Origin of the sequence: Yersinia sp. 1252 StPb PI, assembly GCF_048593885.1 — a bacterium.
Lineage (GTDB): Bacteria > Pseudomonadota > Gammaproteobacteria > Enterobacterales > Enterobacteriaceae > Yersinia > Yersinia enterocolitica_E.
Window position 1 is genome coordinate 1 of sequence record NZ_JAZGQE010000035.1, and the last position, 15,710, is coordinate 15,710.

Below are 15,710 nucleotides of genomic sequence, written 5' to 3' on the forward strand. Positions count from 1 at the left end.
TTTATCTTTGTTAGGATTATTTCCCTGATAATGGTATTAGATAATTTATTAATTAATCGAACGAGGGCAACTTACCATTCGGCGACGGCACCATCAGGATAGCGCCAAACCGGATTTCTCCAATCAGGGGCATTCTTGCTGCGTTCAATCACTAATTCCTCATTGATTTCTACCCCTAAGCCGGGTTTCGTCAGTGGATAGAAATGACCATCGGTCATTTTGAAATCGTCTTTATTAATCACATAATCCAGCAACTCAGCACCTTGGTTGTAATGAATCCCCATGCTTTGCTCCTGCAAGACTGCATTGCGGGCGACAAAATCAAGGTGCAAACAAGACGCCAGTGCAATTGGCCCAAGTGGGCAATGTGGTGCTAATGCCACATCATAAGACTCTGCCATAGCGGCAATTTTAAAGCACTCAGTCAGGCCACCAGCATGAGATAAGTCAGGTTGAATAATTGCCAGCCCGCCATCGGCCAATACCCGTTTAAATTCAAAACGGGAGAACATCCGCTCGCCTGCTGCGATAGGAATATGGGTTTGGGCCGCCAGACGGGGATAATATTCTGCCTGTTCAGCTAATACGGGTTCTTCAATAAACAATGGCCGATAAGGTTCTAATTCTTTAATCAGGATTTTTGCCATTGGCGCATTAACCCGACCATGAAAATCTAAACCAAATTCAATACGGTTACCAAAGGCTTCACGAATTTGTGCCACGACCGCTACTGCGGCATCAACTTTACGGGCATTATCGATCAGGCCCATTTCCTCGCATCCATTGAGTTTAAACGTATCAAAACCAATCTCAGTGAGTTTATTAATTCCGCTAATCACATCAGACGGACGATCACCGCCAACCCAACTGTAAGCTTTAATTTTATCGCGAACCAATCCACCCAATAATTGGTAAACCGGAACTCCCAACGCTTTACCTTTAATATCCCATAGCGCCTGATCGATGCCGGCAATAGCACTCATCAGAATAGGACCACCGCGATAGAAACTGCCGCGATATAATGTCTGCCAAATATCGTTGATACGTGCCGGGTCTTGCCCAATAACATATTCCGATAACTCGTGTACCGCAGCTTCAACGCTACGAGCACGCCCTTCAATTACCGGTTCACCCCAACCAATAATGCCTTCATCGGTTTCGATTTTCAGAAACATCCAGCGTGGGGGTAAACGGTAAGTGGTTAGCTTGGTAATTTTCATTTGGTGGCATCCTTAAAGGCTTTAATAAACGCAGCCGCTTGTTGTGCGGTCTGAGATACCGATTGGCCTGCGCGGTAAAGGTCACCGCCCAAACCAGCACCAGCACAACCCGCAGCCAAATAAATAGACAAATTCTCAGGAGTAATCCCACCAACGGCAAACACCGGCACCTCAGGGGGCAATACGGCTTTTAATGCTTTGATATAGTCGGGACCAAAAGAGACCGAGGGGAAAATTTTCAGGGCTTGCGCGCCTGCATCCAGCGCCGTGAAAGCTTCAGATGCGGTGGCACACCCAGCGCAAACCGTCATGCCTAACTCCACAGCCCGACGGATCACAGCCGGTTGGGTGTTCGGCGTGACCACCAGCTTGCTGCCCATGCTATGCAACACATCCAGTTGCTCGGGTTTCAGTACCGTGCCCGCACCAATTAATGCACGATGACCAAATTCCGCGACCGTTTGCGCAATACTCACTTCCCATTGTGGGGAATTCAGCGGGATTTCAACCGCATCAAAGCCTGCATCAAGCAAAGCGGCCACATGGTCATGAACTTGCGCGGGTGTGATGCCGCGCAAAATGCCAATCAATGGCATGTTAGTATTCCATTTCATTTACGATACTCCTGATTCCAGCTTGAAAAACCTGATCGCCATCCAACACCTGATAAAGCATCCCAGCCATCTCTAGCCCCTGGGTATAGCGCTCAACCAGTTTAGGATTGCCAATCACCGTAATACATTCACCAGCAGCAAGCGGATATTGCTGCTGCATCTGCACGATTTCATTGCCAATCAGCAGGCCAGAAAGCCAGTCGCCGACCGATGTTCGCTTCAATCGACCCAATACATGGGCAGCACGCGTCTCAAACAGACAACGCATGATATTGCTGTCATTAAAGCTTTGCGTCAGGCCATCGATAAACGCAGTATTGTCCGGTAATTGAGCCTCCAGCCCTGCCCCCACCAATGAATTATTCAGCAGCAAATAGTGCAATTCACCTGTCATCAGAGTGCGGAAATCCATGACCTGGTCACCCTGCATTTGCACCCATTTACTGTGAGTTCCCGGCATTAAATAGACCGATGAAGGCCGTTCGCTATACGCACCGATCAGTTGGGTTTCTTCACCACGCATCACGTTGCGGTTATCTGGCTTATCAACACATAAACCGGGGATAATCCATGCCCGAATTGGCTCAGCCTCCGCCACATAGGTTAATTGACGCGATACCTGCGTAAGACGGGTTGGACAAGCAAGATAAGGCACTGAAATCCAACCCGCATTGCTGCCAATCATGCCGGCCATCAGCACTGGCAAGTCATACTGTTGCTGCTGCTCACGCCATGGCGCGATAACCTGCTGAAATATCTGCTGCGCACTTTGCCCATTAAAGCGAGTGACCCCGGCTTCGGATCGCAACATATCTACACATTCACCACGTAAATAAAGCCAGGCACGCAGGTTGGTCGATCCCCAATCAATGGCGATATAGCTTTTATCCATAACTCTGCTCACTCATGTAATATCCTTTAGCCGTTTAGCGGAGCTGGCTATCATGGTTAACGCAGCCCGTTCTGCCGCATCAGCATCTTGATGGCGAATAGCGTCATAAAGATCCTGATGCTCTTGTAATGTGCGCGGCATGTTTTCTTCATCAGGCATGTAGGTTCGTTCAAACACCGCCCGTTGCAGAGAGCTGATTGCCACACTGAGTTGCTGTAATACCGGATTGTGTACCGAAGCCAATACCGCCTCGTGATAGCGGATATCCGCTTCGTTAAATGCGTCTCTATCTTGATGATTGGCGATCATTTCATTGAGTGCCGTTTCAATCACCGCCAGCTCTTTCGAGGTTGCCCGTTCGGCAGCCCAGCGGGCGATAGTTGGCTCTACCAGATTACGCACTTCGCTCATCGCACTGATTAAACGTGGGTCATAATCACTGGCCAGCGCCCATTGCAGTACATCGGTATCGAGATAATTCCACTGATTACGGGGCCGGACAAACGCCCCACGAAAACGTTTCACTTCAATCAATCGCTTTGCCATCAGCGCCCGAAAAACCTCACGAATCATGTTACGAGAGGTTTGAAATTCCTCACAAATTTCCGCTTCGGCAGGCAACGGTGAGCCCGGTGGATATTTGCCCTCAACAATCTGCTGACCAATAACCAAAATAATGCGGTCTGTTTTACTGAGTTGTTCTTTTGTCATGTTCGCTCCGGTTATTTCAGGTTAACCAATAATGATTCCCTTACTTTACGCATCTCTTGATTAACCGTCCCCACAACGCCGCACAATTTTCAAATTTTGTCATTCAACACAAAACAGATTGTAGAGCTATATTTTATTTTTGTACTACAATTTGGATCGCAAAATAAGCAATCCATCACAAAATGAATGAAAAAAACGGCATAACCCCTGTGCATTTAGAAATAAAAGTCTAATATGGATTTTTAATTCCAAATAAAATGACCTATGCTTAATCGATATCAGCCCATTGCCGATGCAATCGCCACCCTTTTCTCTCCCTATGCAGAAGTCGTCATTCATGACTTAACCAGCCAAAAATTGGTTTATATCGCCAACAACTATTCACAGCGGGAATTAGGGGAAGACTCCAATCTCAGTGAGTTGCGATTTGATCAGCACTCACAGGTGATCGGGCCTTACCAAAAGCGTAATTGGGATGGCCGTCAACTGCGTTCCATCAGCACGGTATTACGTGATGACAATAGGCAGCCGATTGGATTGTTATGTATCAATCTGGATATCACTGTATTTGAAAGTGCCAAAGCAGCACTGGAGCTATTCCTGTCAGGGCAGCAACTACAGCCACAACCGGATGTGCTGTTTCAGGATGATTGGCAGGAACGCATCAACACTTATATCCATCATTGGTTACAGCAGCAGCAGCTGACGCTAGCAGCTTTGAATAATGCCAGCCGCCGGATGCTCATTGAGACCCTCTATCAACAGGGCGCATTCAACGGTAAGAATGCAGCCGGTTACGTGGCAAAAATCCTCGGTATTGGTCGGGCGACTGTTTATAACCATTTGAAAAATATAAAAACCAACTAAAGGATTTTAAGGAACCGTCATGAATACATTATTCGATGCCATTAAAGAAGCTCATCAGGTATTACGCCCACAAGTGAGAGTGACGCCGCTGGAATATAGTCCATTGCTATCGCAGCACAGTGGCTGCGAAATCTATCTTAAGTGCGAACATCTGCAACATACCGGTTCTTTTAAATTTCGTGGGGCCAGTAACAAGTTGCGTTTGTTGACCGATGAACAGCGCCAGAACGGCGTTATTACTGCCTCGACCGGTAACCACGGGCAGGCGATGGCGCTAGCGGGGAAACTGGCAGGAGTGAAAGCCACCATATATGCGCCAGAGCAAGCGGCAGCTATCAAGCTGGAAGTTATTCGCGCACTGGGCGGCCAGATTGAACTGGTAGCGGGTGATGCTTTAAATGCCGAACTGGCTGCGAGTATCGCCGCAGAGCAGCAGGGCAAAGTCTATATCTCTCCTTATAACGACCCGCAAGTGATTGCCGGGCAAGGTACCTGTGGCATGGAGATGGTGGAACAGCAACCAGACCTTGATGCGGTGTTTGTGGCCGTTGGCGGTGGTGGCCTGATTTCTGGTATTGCGACAGTTTTAAAGAAATTATCGGATAAAACACAGGTGATTGGTTGCTGGCCGGCGAATGCCACCAGCATGTATACCTGCCTGCAAAATGGCCAAATCCAGGAAGTGGCAGAGCAGGAAACCCTGTCTGACGGTACTGCCGGAGGTGTTGAACCCGGAGCCATCACCTTCGCACTTTGCCAACAGTTGATCGATCAGAAAGTCCTGGTGAGTGAGCAGGAAATCAAAGATGCCATGCGGTTGATTGCCCACACAGACCGTTGGATGATTGAAGGTGCCGCTGGTGTGGCATTAGCGGCAGCGTTGAAACTGGCACCACGTTGGCAAGGTAAGAAAGTGGCAGTGGTACTGTGCGGTAAAAATATCGTACTGGAAAAATATCTGGGAGCCATCGCCGAATGCTAATTTTGAGTAAGCAACAGATCCTTGACAAGTTCGATGCAGATGCCATCACCTTGCTGCTCAAAGAGGGCTTTATTGCCTATAGCCAGCAGCAAGTGCAAATGCCCCCAGTGCAACATTTGCTGTTTGGGCAAGCCAACGGTGATTGCTGTATTAAAAGTGGGTATTTGCAGGGTGACAGTCAGTTTGTGGTAAAGGTTTCCGGCGGTTTCTATGATAATCCCGCGCAAGGATTGGCCAGTAATCAAGGGCTGATGATGGCCTTTTCCGCCCTTACTGGCGAGCCACAAGCTATCTTGCTCGATGAGGGGTGGTTAACTGCGCTGCGTACTGCGCTGGCCGGGCGAATTGCCGCCGAGCTTTGCGCACCAAAACATATCAGTGCTATTGGTATCATCGGTACCGGTATGCAGGCACGGCTACATCTGATGTACCTAAAAAGTGTGGTGGCATGCCGTGCGCTATGGGTTTGGGGTCGCAGTGAAACGGCATTAGAGGAGTATCGGCAGTATGCTGAAGATGAAGGTTTCGAGGTTAATACCACACTGAATGCCGCAGAGTTAGCCCGTCACTGCCAGTTGATTATCACCACCACACCGAGCAGAGAACCTATCTTGCAAGCGGCGGATATTCAGCCAGGAACCCATATTACGGCGGTCGGTGCAGATAGTGCAGGTAAACATGAGCTATCCCCTGAACTGGTAGCTAAAGCCGATAAAATCTTGCTGGACTCATGGGCGCAATGCTCAGAATTTGGTGAGATTTCGCAGGCATTCCAGCAAGGGCTATTAGCAACTCACACCTTAACTGAGGTGGGTTCAGTTTTAGCGCAAGGTATCTCTTTTAGAGATAATGACCAACAGATTACTCTGGCGGATTTAACCGGATTAGGGATTCAGGATGTGCAAATAGTGAAAGGGATTCTAGGGTGATAAAAGAGAGGGTAGGCTTTTAGATTCTCTCTGTTGACCTTGAGCGCAATCAGGAATATTGCCGACAAAGTTTACAGGCCGAATGAGCCGCATGGACGCGGCGAAAGGTGCTGTCGAGCTGGGAGCGAGTCAGCACCGGTTCGATTAGCCGGTAAGCTGCCGGAGGGTATGGCGAAGCCACAATATTTCGCGCAAGCCGCAGGTGCAGGAGGGCCGGCCAGCCCTCTTGCTCGGTTGAGGCATAACGGTCGGCAATAGCAACAAATCGAATATCAACCGTAACCTGATCCGAGCAGCAAATTAATGAGCTACTGCATCAGTTAAATATCAAAGTACAAATTTCTCTATCGCTACCGCCACACCGTCTTCACTGTTGGTACATGTGACAAACTGCGCTATCTCTTTCAATTCAGGGATAGCATTCCCCATTGCAACACCGACACCAGCATAGTTAACCATCGCAATATCATTACCCTGATCACCCAAAGCCATCACATTTTCCTGCGCAATGCCTAAGTGATCTGCCAGCATTTTCACCCCAGTCCCCTTATCCACTCGCTTACTCAGGATTTCCAGATAAAACGGTGCACTCTTCATGATAGTGAAACGCTCAAAAGCTTCGGCTGGCATCATCGCTAAGGCTCGATCCAGTTTTTCTGGCTCGTCAATCATCATCACTTTAGGAAAGCGTAATGTTGGGTCCATCTCTTCGATTGCACGATATTTCAATGGAATACCGGTCAATAACACTTCATGTAGGGTATATTTGCTGATGTCTTTATTCGCGGTATATAAGGTATCAAAATCAAAAGCCTGGAAGCTAACATCCATTTTGCGCGATAAAGCCTCGAAATAGAGGTAGTCCTCAAAACTGATAGTTTCCTGCAAAATACACTCACCCGTGGCGGCTTTTTGCACTAACGCACCGTTATTGCTGATGCAATAATCACCACTGTTTTGCATATTTAATTCACGTAAATAACGTTGGACCCCAATATAGGGCCGACCCGTGGCCAATACCACACAGACCCCTTTCGCCCGGGCAGCATCAATAGCCTGCTTTACCCGTGGAGTGATTTCGTGCTGCGGATTCAGTAACGTGCCGTCCATATCGATAGCGATTAATTCAATAGCCATAGGCCCTCACATTTATATAGCGAATGCCTCATGCTAACGCGATTCAGCATAAAAATGCGAGAAAATGATGTTAGTTCAGACTATGCATTACTACCAAAGAAATTTTGGTTGGAATACAAAATAGGCATAAGATAATGAGCAGGTAAATGATAAAAGCGAAAGTACAAAGGTAATTTTCTGAGAATTGGCTGATAATGCCTAACAAAGTATGTACCGTGAACATGCTCCAACCCGGTAATCCAATGTCCCGAAACCGCTTTGCCTCAATATTTGCTGAGGCAAACACCAGAAAAAAAGCCATCACTACAATCACGCAGCCTAAAATAGCAATTATAAAATTTGATGCATTAGCGTTTTCATAGGCTAAAAAGAAAGGCACGCCAGCAAATAAACCTATCAATAATGGCAAGATAAACGTAGCAATATAACAAACCAAAAATCTTACTTTGCCCAATCTGCCATCACGAACCTCACAAAATAATTCTGCTGCTAATCCCATGCACCTACCTCTCCTGCGTAAATATTAAAAAAATTATTAACGCAAGACTAGCGACAAGAGACGACGAAGTCCTTATTGAGAAAAGAGAGTTTCCTTTTATTTTTACATTAAGAGCCTTGTTTCCTGCATTAAAGATATTTAGGGTTTTGGCAAAAAAAAACCCAGTAGCAGTTTCCCGCTCTGGGCTTTCTATCCGATCAATCGCTTATCAGATTAAATATCGATATTGGCTGCGCGTAACGCATTCTCTTCGATAAAGGCACGACGAGGCTCAACCGCATCACCCATCAGGGTGGTGAATAACTGATCCGCTGCAACGGCATCTTTCACCATCACTCGCAGCATACGGCGGCTGGTTGGGTCCATGGTGGTTTCCCACAACTGCTCTGGGTTCATTTCACCCAAGCCTTTATAGCGCTGAATTGCCAAGCCACGGCGAGACTCTTTCACTAACCAGTCCAGCGCATCTTCAAAGCTTGAAACCGGCACTCGGCGTTCGCCACGTTCAACAAATGCGCCTTCTTCAATTAAGCCACGCAGTTTTTCGCCCAGTAGGCAGATCTTGCGATACTCACCGCCGTGGACAAAATCAAAGTCCAGATCATAATCGGTATCTACACCGTGGGTACGGATACGCAATATTGGCTCGAACAATTGACGCTCACGGTTTTCGCGCACCACAGAACTGTAGCTGCTGCCGTGCTGCTCTTTTTCATTCAGTAACACCACCAGCGAATCAATCCACTGTGTCACCACTTCTTTATCGCTCAAATCCTCTTCTTTCAAGGTTGGCTGATAAATCAGGTTATTCAGCAAAGCACGCGGATAACGGCGCTCCATACGAGCAATGGTCTTCTGAACGCTATAATGCTCAGCAACCAGTTTCTCAAAATGCTCGCCCACTAGCGGTGGTGCCTCAGGATTGACGTGCAATGCAGCGCCATCCAGTGCCAGTGTCATCTGATACTGTTCCATCGCATCATCATCTTTGATGTATTGCTCTTGTTTGCCTTTTTTCACTTTATACAGTGGCGGCTGAGCGATAAACACATGGCCACGCTCAATAATTTCCGGCATCTGACGGTAGAAGAAGGTCAATAGCAACGTGCGGATGTGAGAACCATCCACGTCGGCATCGGTCATGATAATGATATTGTGGTAGCGCAGTTTGTCAGGGTTATATTCATCCCGGCCAATACCACAACCCAATGCAGTAATCAGCGTTGCGACTTCCTGTGAAGAAAGCATTTTGTCAAAGCGCGCTTTCTCAACGTTCAGGATTTTACCTTTCAACGGCAAAATGGCCTGGTTCTTACGGTTACGGCCTTGTTTCGCAGAGCCGCCCGCAGAGTCCCCTTCCACTAAGTAGAGTTCGGACAACGCCGGATCTCGTTCCTGACAATCTGCCAGTTTGCCTGGCAAACCTGCCAGGTCCAGCGCGCCTTTACGGCGTGTCATTTCACGCGCTTTACGTGCAGCTTCACGTGCACGGGCAGCATCGATAATTTTGCCAACCACGATTTTGGCGTCGCTTGGGTTTTCCAGCAAATACTCAACCAACTTCTCGTTCATCAGCGTTTCGACCGCAGTTTTCACTTCAGAAGAAACCAATTTATCTTTGGTCTGTGAGGAGAATTTAGGGTCCGGCACTTTAACAGAAACAACAGCAATCAGGCCTTCACGGGCATCATCACCAGTGGCACTGATTTTCGCTTTCTTGCTGTAGCCTTCTTTGTCCATATAGCTGTTCAGCGTACGGGTCATCGCCGTGCGGAAGCCCACCAAGTGAGTACCACCATCGCGCTGCGGAATGTTATTGGTGAAGCAGTAGATATTTTCTTGGAAACCATCGTTCCACTGCAATGCCACTTCCACACCGATATCATCTTTCATGGTGGAGAAATAGAACACTTTCGGGTGGATCGGGGTTTTGTTTTTATTCAGATACTCAACAAACGCCCGAATACCCCCTTCATAATGGAAGTGGTCTTCTCTGTCGTTACGCTTGTCTTTCAGTTTGATTGATACACCGGAGTTCAGGAATGACAGCTCGCGCAGACGCTTAGCCAGAATTTCATACTGGAATTCGATGTTATTGGTAAAGGTCTGGAAACTCGGCCAGAAACGCACGGTCGTCCCGGTCTGATCGGTTTCACCCACCACTTTCAGTGGTGCCTGAGGCACGCCCATTTTGTAGGTTTGCTCGTGAACTTTTCCTTCACGACGAATAACCAATTCCAGCTTTTCAGACAGGGCGTTAACAACGGACACACCCACGCCGTGCAAACCGCCGGAAACTTTGTAAGAGTTATCGTCAAATTTACCGCCAGCATGCAACACGGTCATGATGACCTCTGCGGCTGATACCCCTTCCTCTTCGTGCATACCGGTTGGGATACCACGGCCATCATCCTGCACAGAAACAGAGTTATCCGAATGGATGGTGACTATAATTTCTTTACAGTGGCCAGCGAGGGCTTCGTCGATAGCGTTGTCCACAACCTCGAATACCATGTGGTGCAGACCGGTACCGTCATCAGTATCACCGATATACATGCCCGGACGCTTACGAACCGCATCCAGCCCTTTTAATACCTTGATACTTGAGGAGTCATAAGTATTCGACATCAACGTTTCTCGCTCATTTTTAATCCTGTGGTTGAACCTCTATTTTGCCATGTTCCACGCGGAACATCTTGCCCTTTTCGCCTACCATGTCGGCAACTTGCTCAGCACTCACTGCGCTGACAAAAACCTGTGCCTGGGTAGCCTTGAGACGCTCGGCCAATAATCGACGACGGCCGGTGTCCAATTCGGAAGCAAAATCGTCAAGCAGATACAGGCAACGCCGCCCGCTCTGTCGGGTGAGAAACTCACCCTGCGCTAACCGCAGTGCGCACATCAGCAACTTCAACTGACCACGCGATAGCAAATCTTCTACCGGCGTACCCTCGGCCCGAATGCGGAAATCCGCTTTATGTGGCCCGATGGCGGTATAAGTTAGCGCGCGGTCACGCTCAAACTGGCGTTCCAGCAACTCACCATAGTCACTCTCTTTATCCCAACCGCGCTGGAAAGAGAAACTCAAGGCGAACTCTGGCAGGAACAGGGCGCATGTGGCTGAAATATCTGCCGCAATTGCATCACTGTATGCCGCCCGCCACTCACTAATGCGTTCAGCCAGTGGGATAATTTCCTGATCCCAAGGCCGGATTTGCGCATAGCGACTAACCTGGCGCAGCGCGGCGTTGCGCTGCTTAAGTAATCTTTTTAGATTGCTCCAGGCCGTAAAAAAACCGGGTTCATTATGAAAGCAACCCCAGTCTAAAAAAGCGCGCCGGAATTTTGGCCCGCCATTCAATAAGGTGAACCCCTCAGGGGTGATCAATTGCATGGGCAGCATTTGCGCCAATTCGGCCACTTTGTGGCCGTCAGTGCCATCGATCCGCACCTTGCTATCACCCTGGCGGCTTTTACTTAGCCCAATAGATGATTCACGTTCATTCACATCAACCCGACCATGTAACACAAACTCGGCACAGTCGTGACGGATCACTCTGCCAGCTTGTAAACTACGAAAGGCCCTACCATGGCCAAGGGTATAAATCGCCTCTAACACACTGGTTTTACCGCTACCGTTGGGACCAACTAAAAAATTAAACCCCGCCGCCAGTGCCAAGTCTGCCGATTCGATATTACGAAAATCTTTAATTAACAACCGTGTCAGAGCCATGCTGCAAATGTCTTCATTATTGAACATCAAACCATCAAGGGCGTTATCGCATTACCTCTGAAAGAGGGCGTAATTGTCGCAGACAGATTGGGTGCGGACAGCGCACAACCACCGGAGCGTACTTAAATGTACGTGAGGATGGTGAGCACTGCCCAATCCCAAGCTGGCAATAAGATAGCCCGCTATAGTTCAAAGACGCATTGGCATGACAACGTAGGCCGCAGCCTGACTGGCACCGTCTTCAATCTGCACACTGGAGACCGAATCGGTCAATAACAGGCGCACATCTTCGCATTTCAGTGCATTCAGCACATCAAGTACATAGCTGACGTTGAAACCGATCTCCATTTCCGTTCCCTCGTAGCTAACATCGAGGATTTCTTCCGCTTCTTCCTGTTCAGGGTTATTGGCGGTGATTTTGAGCTGATTGTGACTGACATAGAGCCGAACGCCGCGGAACTTCTCATTTGACAAAATTGCTGCTCGGGCAAAAGCCTGTTTCAGCAAGTCACAACCCGCTTCTAGCGTTTTGTCAGGGTTCTTCGGCAATACCCGGCGATAATCAGGGAAACGGCCATCAACCAGCTTAGAGGTGAAAATAAAATCCCCCACATGCGCGCGGATGTTGTTGCTGCCGATTTGCAGGCGCAGTGGTGTATCACCCCCATCCAATAACCTGACCAGCTCCATCACACCTTTACGCGGCACGATCACCGAATGTGAAGGTAATGTCTGCCCGATTGGCATGGAACATACCGCCAAACGGTGGCCATCGGTCGCCACAGTACGCAGCTCTTCACCTTCAGTCTCAAACAGCATACCGTTCAAGTAATAGCGCACATCCTGATGAGCCATCGAGAACTGAGTGGACTCAATCAGACGTTTCAGTGTGGCTTGCGGTAAGGTGAACTCCACCTCACTCTGCCAATCATCCAGATTAGGGAAGTCCGCCGCGGGCAGGGTAGACAGCGAGAAGCGGCTACGGCCAGAGCGCACCAGTAGACGATCACCATCCAGTGCCACCGTGATTTCTGCCCCTTCTGGCAAACCGCGCCAAATATCAAAAAACTTCCGGGCCGGTACGGTGGTTGCTCCCTGGGTATGGGGATTTGACAACGCAACGCGCGCGACCATCTCCATTTCCAGATCGGTCCCCGTCAGCAACAAAGAGCCTTCGGTCACTTGCAACAACAAGTTACCTAAAATTGGCAACGTAGGACGTCCACCCAGCGGGCTACTGACCTGTTGCAGCGGTTTTAGCAGATGCTCACGTTCAATGATAAATTTCATAGCGCTAGGAGGATAATGTTCTGATTAAGTTAGAGAAATCTTCTTTGATGTCGTGGCTTTCTTCACGCAATTGCTCAATCTTGCGGCAAGCATGCAACACCGTGGTATGGTCGCGGCCACCAAACGCATCGCCGATTTCAGGCAGGCTGTGGTTGGTTAACTCTTTTGCCAGCGCCATCGCCATTTGGCGCGGGCGGGCCACCGAACGAGAACGCCGTTTGGAGAGCAGGTCAGCGACCTTAATTTTATAATATTCTGCGACAGTCTTTTGAATATTATCGATGGTAACCAGCTTTTCCTGCAATGCCAGCAAGTCACGCAGAGCTTCGCGAACAAAATCAATGGTGATTGCCCGACCGGTAAAGTTGGCATTAGCTATCACACGGTTCAATGCCCCTTCCAGCTCACGCACATTGGAACGCAGACGCTTGGCAATAAAGAACGCAACCTCACCGGGCAAGCGAATATCATTTTCATCCGCTTTCTTCATCAGGATCGCGACTCGGGTTTCCAGTTCCGGCGGCTCAATAGCAACCGTTAAACCCCAGCCAAAACGCGATTTCAAACGATCTTCGACGCCATTGATCTCTTTTGGATAGCGATCTGAGGTCAAAATGATCTGCTGATTACCTTCCAATAAGGCATTAAAGGTGTGGAAAAACTCTTCCTGGGAACGCTCTTTATTGGCAAAGAACTGAATATCATCGATTAATAATGCATCAACGGAACGATAATAGCGTTTAAATTCTTCTATCGCGTTGTTCTGCAAAGCCTTAACCATGTCCTGTACAAAACGCTCCGAATGCATGTAAACCACTTTGGCATTGGCTTTACGCGCCATGATGCCATTCCCTACTGCATGTAACAGGTGAGTCTTACCCAAACCTGTACCGCCATAGAGGAATAACGGGTTATATGCGCCACCCGGATTATCAGCAACCTGACGTGCCGCAGCACGAGCCAGTTGGTTGGATTTACCTTCAACGAAGTTATCAAATGTGTGCTTCGGGTTCACATTCGAACGGTAAGAATGTTCAGGTTGAGCGGGCGAACTGTCCCAACTCGGGCGTACAGGGGCGCTGCGGGTAACCGGAGCGACAGGTGCACTAACACTGGCGGTTACTGGATGGCTGTGTGTTCTTACCGCCGGTTTACTCCCTACTTCAAAACGCAGTAAAGGAACCTCGGAACCACAAAAGTCATTAAGTAAGCCATTGATATTGTTTAAGTACTTATCACGGACCCAGTCCAGTACAAAACGATTAGGGGCGTAAAGCGCCAGAGTATTGTCACTCAGTTCCGCCTGTAGGGGGCGTATCCACATACTAAATTCTGTGGCAGGTAACTCATCCTGCAATCGGGCAAGACACTGCTGCCAAAGCGAAAGTGACACGGCGGACTCCACTCGAACAAGATCAATAAAAGAAAGAAATCAGGATTTTTTGTAACTCATCGTTTTTGACACACGCCAATATGGCCTGTAGCAAGCCAAAGTGACATGCGAACCGTTTTTCGGTTGTTTTTACGACTAACATCCCCCTGCGATCCCGGAGTAGTGATCCAGAGTAGCGGATGCGATCGGAATGGCGGATCATAGCGCAAAAGGAGCAATAGATCCTCCCCTTCCTCACAGATTAGATCCTTTTTATCCACAGGACATAACTTCTGTTAGGAGTGTAACCCAGTGCACAGCTTTTCGTGTCCCTCATCAGCAATAATCGCAAAATATTTCAGAATATACTGGTATCACCTTCCCCTTTTCTAACAACTGATCCTCATTAATCCACAAAGGATCTCACGGTGATCCTTGCGATTTGTCTGGGAGTCCGTATAATCCTCAGCCCTACGTGTGATGCCTGTGTTCTTGATGGCTTTGGCCAAAAAGAAACCAGCGGTGAACACGGGCAGGCTCTTGGTAAACTCCCGATACAGAAAACTTCTGTGCGGGCGGGCGCAATGTCAATTGACTCAGGACTGTACAATTATTACAATCCCGCTTCTTTATATGTTGCGATTGAGGCGTCGGTGTCTTCACTCCGAGCAGCCAAACGCGTTTACTGAATCAGTAATTATTTTAAGTTTAGGTAGAAATCGCTATGAAACGCACTTTCCAACCGTCCGTATTGAAGCGCAACCGTAGCCACGGTTTCCGTGCTCGTATGGCCACCAAAAATGGTCGTCAAGTTCTGGCTCGCCGTCGTGCGAAAAGCCGTACTCGTCTGACTGTTTCTAAGTAATAAAAGCTAACCATCTCAGTGGTTAAGCTAGCATTTCCTAGGGAGTTACGTTTGTTAACTCCCAGTCATTTCACTTTTGTCTTCCAGCAGCCACAACGGGCTGGCACGCCGCAAATCACCATCCTCGGCCGCCTGAACGAGCTGGGGCATCCCCGCATCGGTCTTACCGTCGCCAAAAAACATGTCAAACGTGCTCACGAACGTAACCGGATAAAGCGCCTCACACGCGAAAGCTTCCGTTTGCATCAGCATACGTTACCGTCTATGGATTTTGTCGTTTTGGTGAAAAAGGGTGTGGCTGACCTCGATAACCGTGCGTTGACGGAAGCTTTGGAAAAATTATGGCGTCGCCACTGTCGCCAGGCTCCCGCATCCTGATCGGGCTAATCAGGGGCTATCAGCTCGTGATTAGTCCGCTGCTGGGGCCGCGTTGTCGTTTCCATCCGACATGCTCTCATTATGGAATTGAGGCATTGCGCCGGTTTGGGATGATAAAAGGCAGTTGGTTAACACTGAAACGCGTATTAAAATGCCACCCTTTGAACCCAGGTGGCGATGATCCCGTGCCGCCGAAACCCGACGATAACAGAGAACACTAA

General features: G+C 48.6%; 16 protein-coding genes. 6 read left to right on the plus strand and 10 right to left on the minus strand.

Annotation, left to right across the window (positions count from 1 at the left end; all coding sequences use genetic code 11):
• Positions 1 to 71: 71 nt before the first annotated feature.
• The 4 genes from dgoD to dgoR are packed head-to-tail and all read right to left on the minus strand — an operon-like array spanning position 72 to position 3,437.
• A complete protein-coding gene (gene dgoD, locus V2A85_RS07695; RefSeq protein WP_083161516.1) occupies positions 72 to 1,220 on the minus strand; it encodes a galactonate dehydratase in 1,149 nt (382 codons plus the stop codon).
• Positions 1,217 to 1,834 carry a 2-dehydro-3-deoxy-6-phosphogalactonate aldolase gene (locus V2A85_RS07700; protein WP_372560203.1) on the minus strand — a complete coding sequence of 206 codons (618 nt, stop codon included), beginning with the start codon at positions 1,832 to 1,834 and terminating at the stop codon, positions 1,217 to 1,219. Before V2A85_RS07700 ends, dgoD begins: the two co-directional genes overlap by 4 nt.
• Positions 1,818 to 2,726 carry a 2-dehydro-3-deoxygalactonokinase gene (locus V2A85_RS07705; protein WP_420071191.1) on the minus strand — a complete coding sequence of 303 codons (909 nt, stop codon included), beginning with the start codon at positions 2,724 to 2,726 and terminating at the stop codon, positions 1,818 to 1,820. The genes V2A85_RS07700 and V2A85_RS07705 overlap by 17 nt, the downstream gene beginning before the upstream one ends.
• 12 nt (positions 2,727 to 2,738) lie before the next feature.
• Positions 2,739 to 3,437, minus strand: a complete 699-nt coding sequence (gene dgoR / locus V2A85_RS07710) for a D-galactonate utilization transcriptional regulator DgoR (RefSeq protein WP_005186776.1) — start codon at positions 3,435 to 3,437, stop codon at positions 2,739 to 2,741.
• A gap of 264 nt (positions 3,438 to 3,701) precedes the next feature.
• Between dgoR and V2A85_RS07715 the strand changes: the two genes are divergently transcribed.
• The 3 genes from V2A85_RS07715 to V2A85_RS07725 are packed head-to-tail and all read left to right on the plus strand — an operon-like array spanning position 3,702 to position 6,215.
• On the plus strand, positions 3,702 to 4,304 hold the full coding sequence (locus V2A85_RS07715) for a helix-turn-helix transcriptional regulator (RefSeq protein ID WP_420071192.1): 603 nt from the start codon (positions 3,702 to 3,704) through the stop codon (positions 4,302 to 4,304).
• 19 nt (positions 4,305 to 4,323) lie between these two features.
• On the plus strand, positions 4,324 to 5,286 hold the full coding sequence (locus tag V2A85_RS07720) for a threonine/serine dehydratase (RefSeq protein WP_372560202.1): 963 nt from the start codon (positions 4,324 to 4,326) through the stop codon (positions 5,284 to 5,286).
• Positions 5,280 to 6,215 carry an ornithine cyclodeaminase family protein gene (locus tag V2A85_RS07725; RefSeq protein ID WP_372560201.1) on the plus strand — a complete coding sequence of 312 codons (936 nt, stop codon included), beginning with the start codon at positions 5,280 to 5,282 and terminating at the stop codon, positions 6,213 to 6,215. Before V2A85_RS07720 ends, V2A85_RS07725 begins: the two co-directional genes overlap by 7 nt.
• Positions 6,216 to 6,542: 327 nt before the next feature.
• Here the strand turns inward: V2A85_RS07725 and yidA are convergent, their stop codons facing one another.
• The 6 genes from yidA to dnaA all read right to left on the minus strand — a co-directional run bounded on the left by yidA (position 6,543) and on the right by dnaA (position 14,267).
• Positions 6,543 to 7,352 (minus strand): sugar-phosphatase, encoded by an 810-nt coding sequence (yidA, locus tag V2A85_RS07730; protein ID WP_083161529.1) that lies wholly within the window; start codon positions 7,350 to 7,352, stop codon positions 6,543 to 6,545.
• Positions 7,353 to 7,422: 70 nt separating this feature from the next.
• Positions 7,423 to 7,851: a DUF805 domain-containing protein gene (locus V2A85_RS07735; RefSeq protein WP_420071193.1), complete on the minus strand. Its 429-nt coding sequence runs from the start codon at positions 7,849 to 7,851 to the stop codon at positions 7,423 to 7,425.
• Positions 7,852 to 8,064: 213 nt separating this feature from the next.
• Positions 8,065 to 10,479: a DNA topoisomerase (ATP-hydrolyzing) subunit B gene (gyrB, locus tag V2A85_RS07740; protein WP_372560199.1), complete on the minus strand. Its 2,415-nt coding sequence runs from the start codon at positions 10,477 to 10,479 to the stop codon at positions 8,065 to 8,067.
• A 19-nt stretch (positions 10,480 to 10,498) separates the two neighbouring features.
• Positions 10,499 to 11,584 (minus strand): DNA replication/repair protein RecF, encoded by a 1,086-nt coding sequence (recF, locus tag V2A85_RS07745; protein ID WP_372560198.1) that lies wholly within the window; start codon positions 11,582 to 11,584, stop codon positions 10,499 to 10,501.
• Positions 11,585 to 11,773: 189 nt separating this feature from the next.
• Positions 11,774 to 12,874, minus strand: coding sequence for a DNA polymerase III subunit beta (dnaN, locus tag V2A85_RS07750; RefSeq protein ID WP_005186756.1), 1,101 nt, complete (start codon positions 12,872 to 12,874; stop codon positions 11,774 to 11,776).
• 4 nt (positions 12,875 to 12,878) lie between these two features.
• A complete protein-coding gene (gene dnaA, locus V2A85_RS07755) occupies positions 12,879 to 14,267 on the minus strand; it encodes a chromosomal replication initiator protein DnaA (protein ID WP_083161536.1) in 1,389 nt (462 codons plus the stop codon).
• Between the two features lie 703 nt (positions 14,268 to 14,970).
• On the opposite strand from dnaA, the gene rpmH reads away from it, so the two are divergent.
• From rpmH to yidD, 3 genes are read left to right on the plus strand one after another with little or no spacing between them, the layout of a single operon-like run.
• Positions 14,971 to 15,111: a 50S ribosomal protein L34 gene (rpmH, locus tag V2A85_RS07760; protein ID WP_004393543.1), complete on the plus strand. Its 141-nt coding sequence runs from the start codon at positions 14,971 to 14,973 to the stop codon at positions 15,109 to 15,111.
• An 18-nt stretch (positions 15,112 to 15,129) separates the two neighbouring features.
• Entirely contained in the window at positions 15,130 to 15,489 is a 360-nt protein-coding gene (rnpA, locus tag V2A85_RS07765; protein WP_025380108.1) for a ribonuclease P protein component, read from the plus strand.
• The gene (gene yidD, locus V2A85_RS07770; protein ID WP_032906726.1) at positions 15,453 to 15,710 is read left to right on the plus strand and encodes a membrane protein insertion efficiency factor YidD; all 258 of its coding nucleotides are present in this window, start codon (positions 15,453 to 15,455) and stop codon (positions 15,708 to 15,710) included. The genes rnpA and yidD overlap by 37 nt, the downstream gene beginning before the upstream one ends.

Bases quoted from the DNA above. Each gene is read 5' to 3' on its own strand.
- dnaN (WP_005186756.1), bottom strand. From the start codon at position 12,874: ATGAAATTTATCATTGAACGTGAGCATCTGCTAAAACCGCTGCAACAG.
- recF (WP_372560198.1), bottom strand. From the start codon at position 11,584: ATGGCTCTGACACGGTTGTTAATTAAAGATTTTCGTAATATCGAATCG.
- V2A85_RS07725 (WP_372560201.1), top strand. From the start codon at position 5,280: ATGCTAATTTTGAGTAAGCAACAGATCCTTGACAAGTTCGATGCAGAT.
- V2A85_RS07705 (WP_420071191.1), bottom strand. From the start codon at position 2,726: ATGGATAAAAGCTATATCGCCATTGATTGGGGATCGACCAACCTGCGT.
- rpmH (WP_004393543.1), top strand. From the start codon at position 14,971: ATGAAACGCACTTTCCAACCGTCCGTATTGAAGCGCAACCGTAGCCAC.
- V2A85_RS07720 (WP_372560202.1), top strand. From the start codon at position 4,324: ATGAATACATTATTCGATGCCATTAAAGAAGCTCATCAGGTATTACGC.
- V2A85_RS07715 (WP_420071192.1), top strand. From the start codon at position 3,702: ATGCTTAATCGATATCAGCCCATTGCCGATGCAATCGCCACCCTTTTC.
- gyrB (WP_372560199.1), bottom strand. From the start codon at position 10,479: ATGTCGAATACTTATGACTCCTCAAGTATCAAGGTATTAAAAGGGCTG.
- V2A85_RS07700 (WP_372560203.1), bottom strand. From the start codon at position 1,834: ATGAAATGGAATACTAACATGCCATTGATTGGCATTTTGCGCGGCATC.
- V2A85_RS07735 (WP_420071193.1), bottom strand. From the start codon at position 7,851: ATGGGATTAGCAGCAGAATTATTTTGTGAGGTTCGTGATGGCAGATTG.
- yidD (WP_032906726.1), top strand. From the start codon at position 15,453: ATGGCGTCGCCACTGTCGCCAGGCTCCCGCATCCTGATCGGGCTAATC.
- dgoR (WP_005186776.1), bottom strand. From the start codon at position 3,437: ATGACAAAAGAACAACTCAGTAAAACAGACCGCATTATTTTGGTTATT.
- dgoD (WP_083161516.1), bottom strand. From the start codon at position 1,220: ATGAAAATTACCAAGCTAACCACTTACCGTTTACCCCCACGCTGGATG.
- yidA (WP_083161529.1), bottom strand. From the start codon at position 7,352: ATGGCTATTGAATTAATCGCTATCGATATGGACGGCACGTTACTGAAT.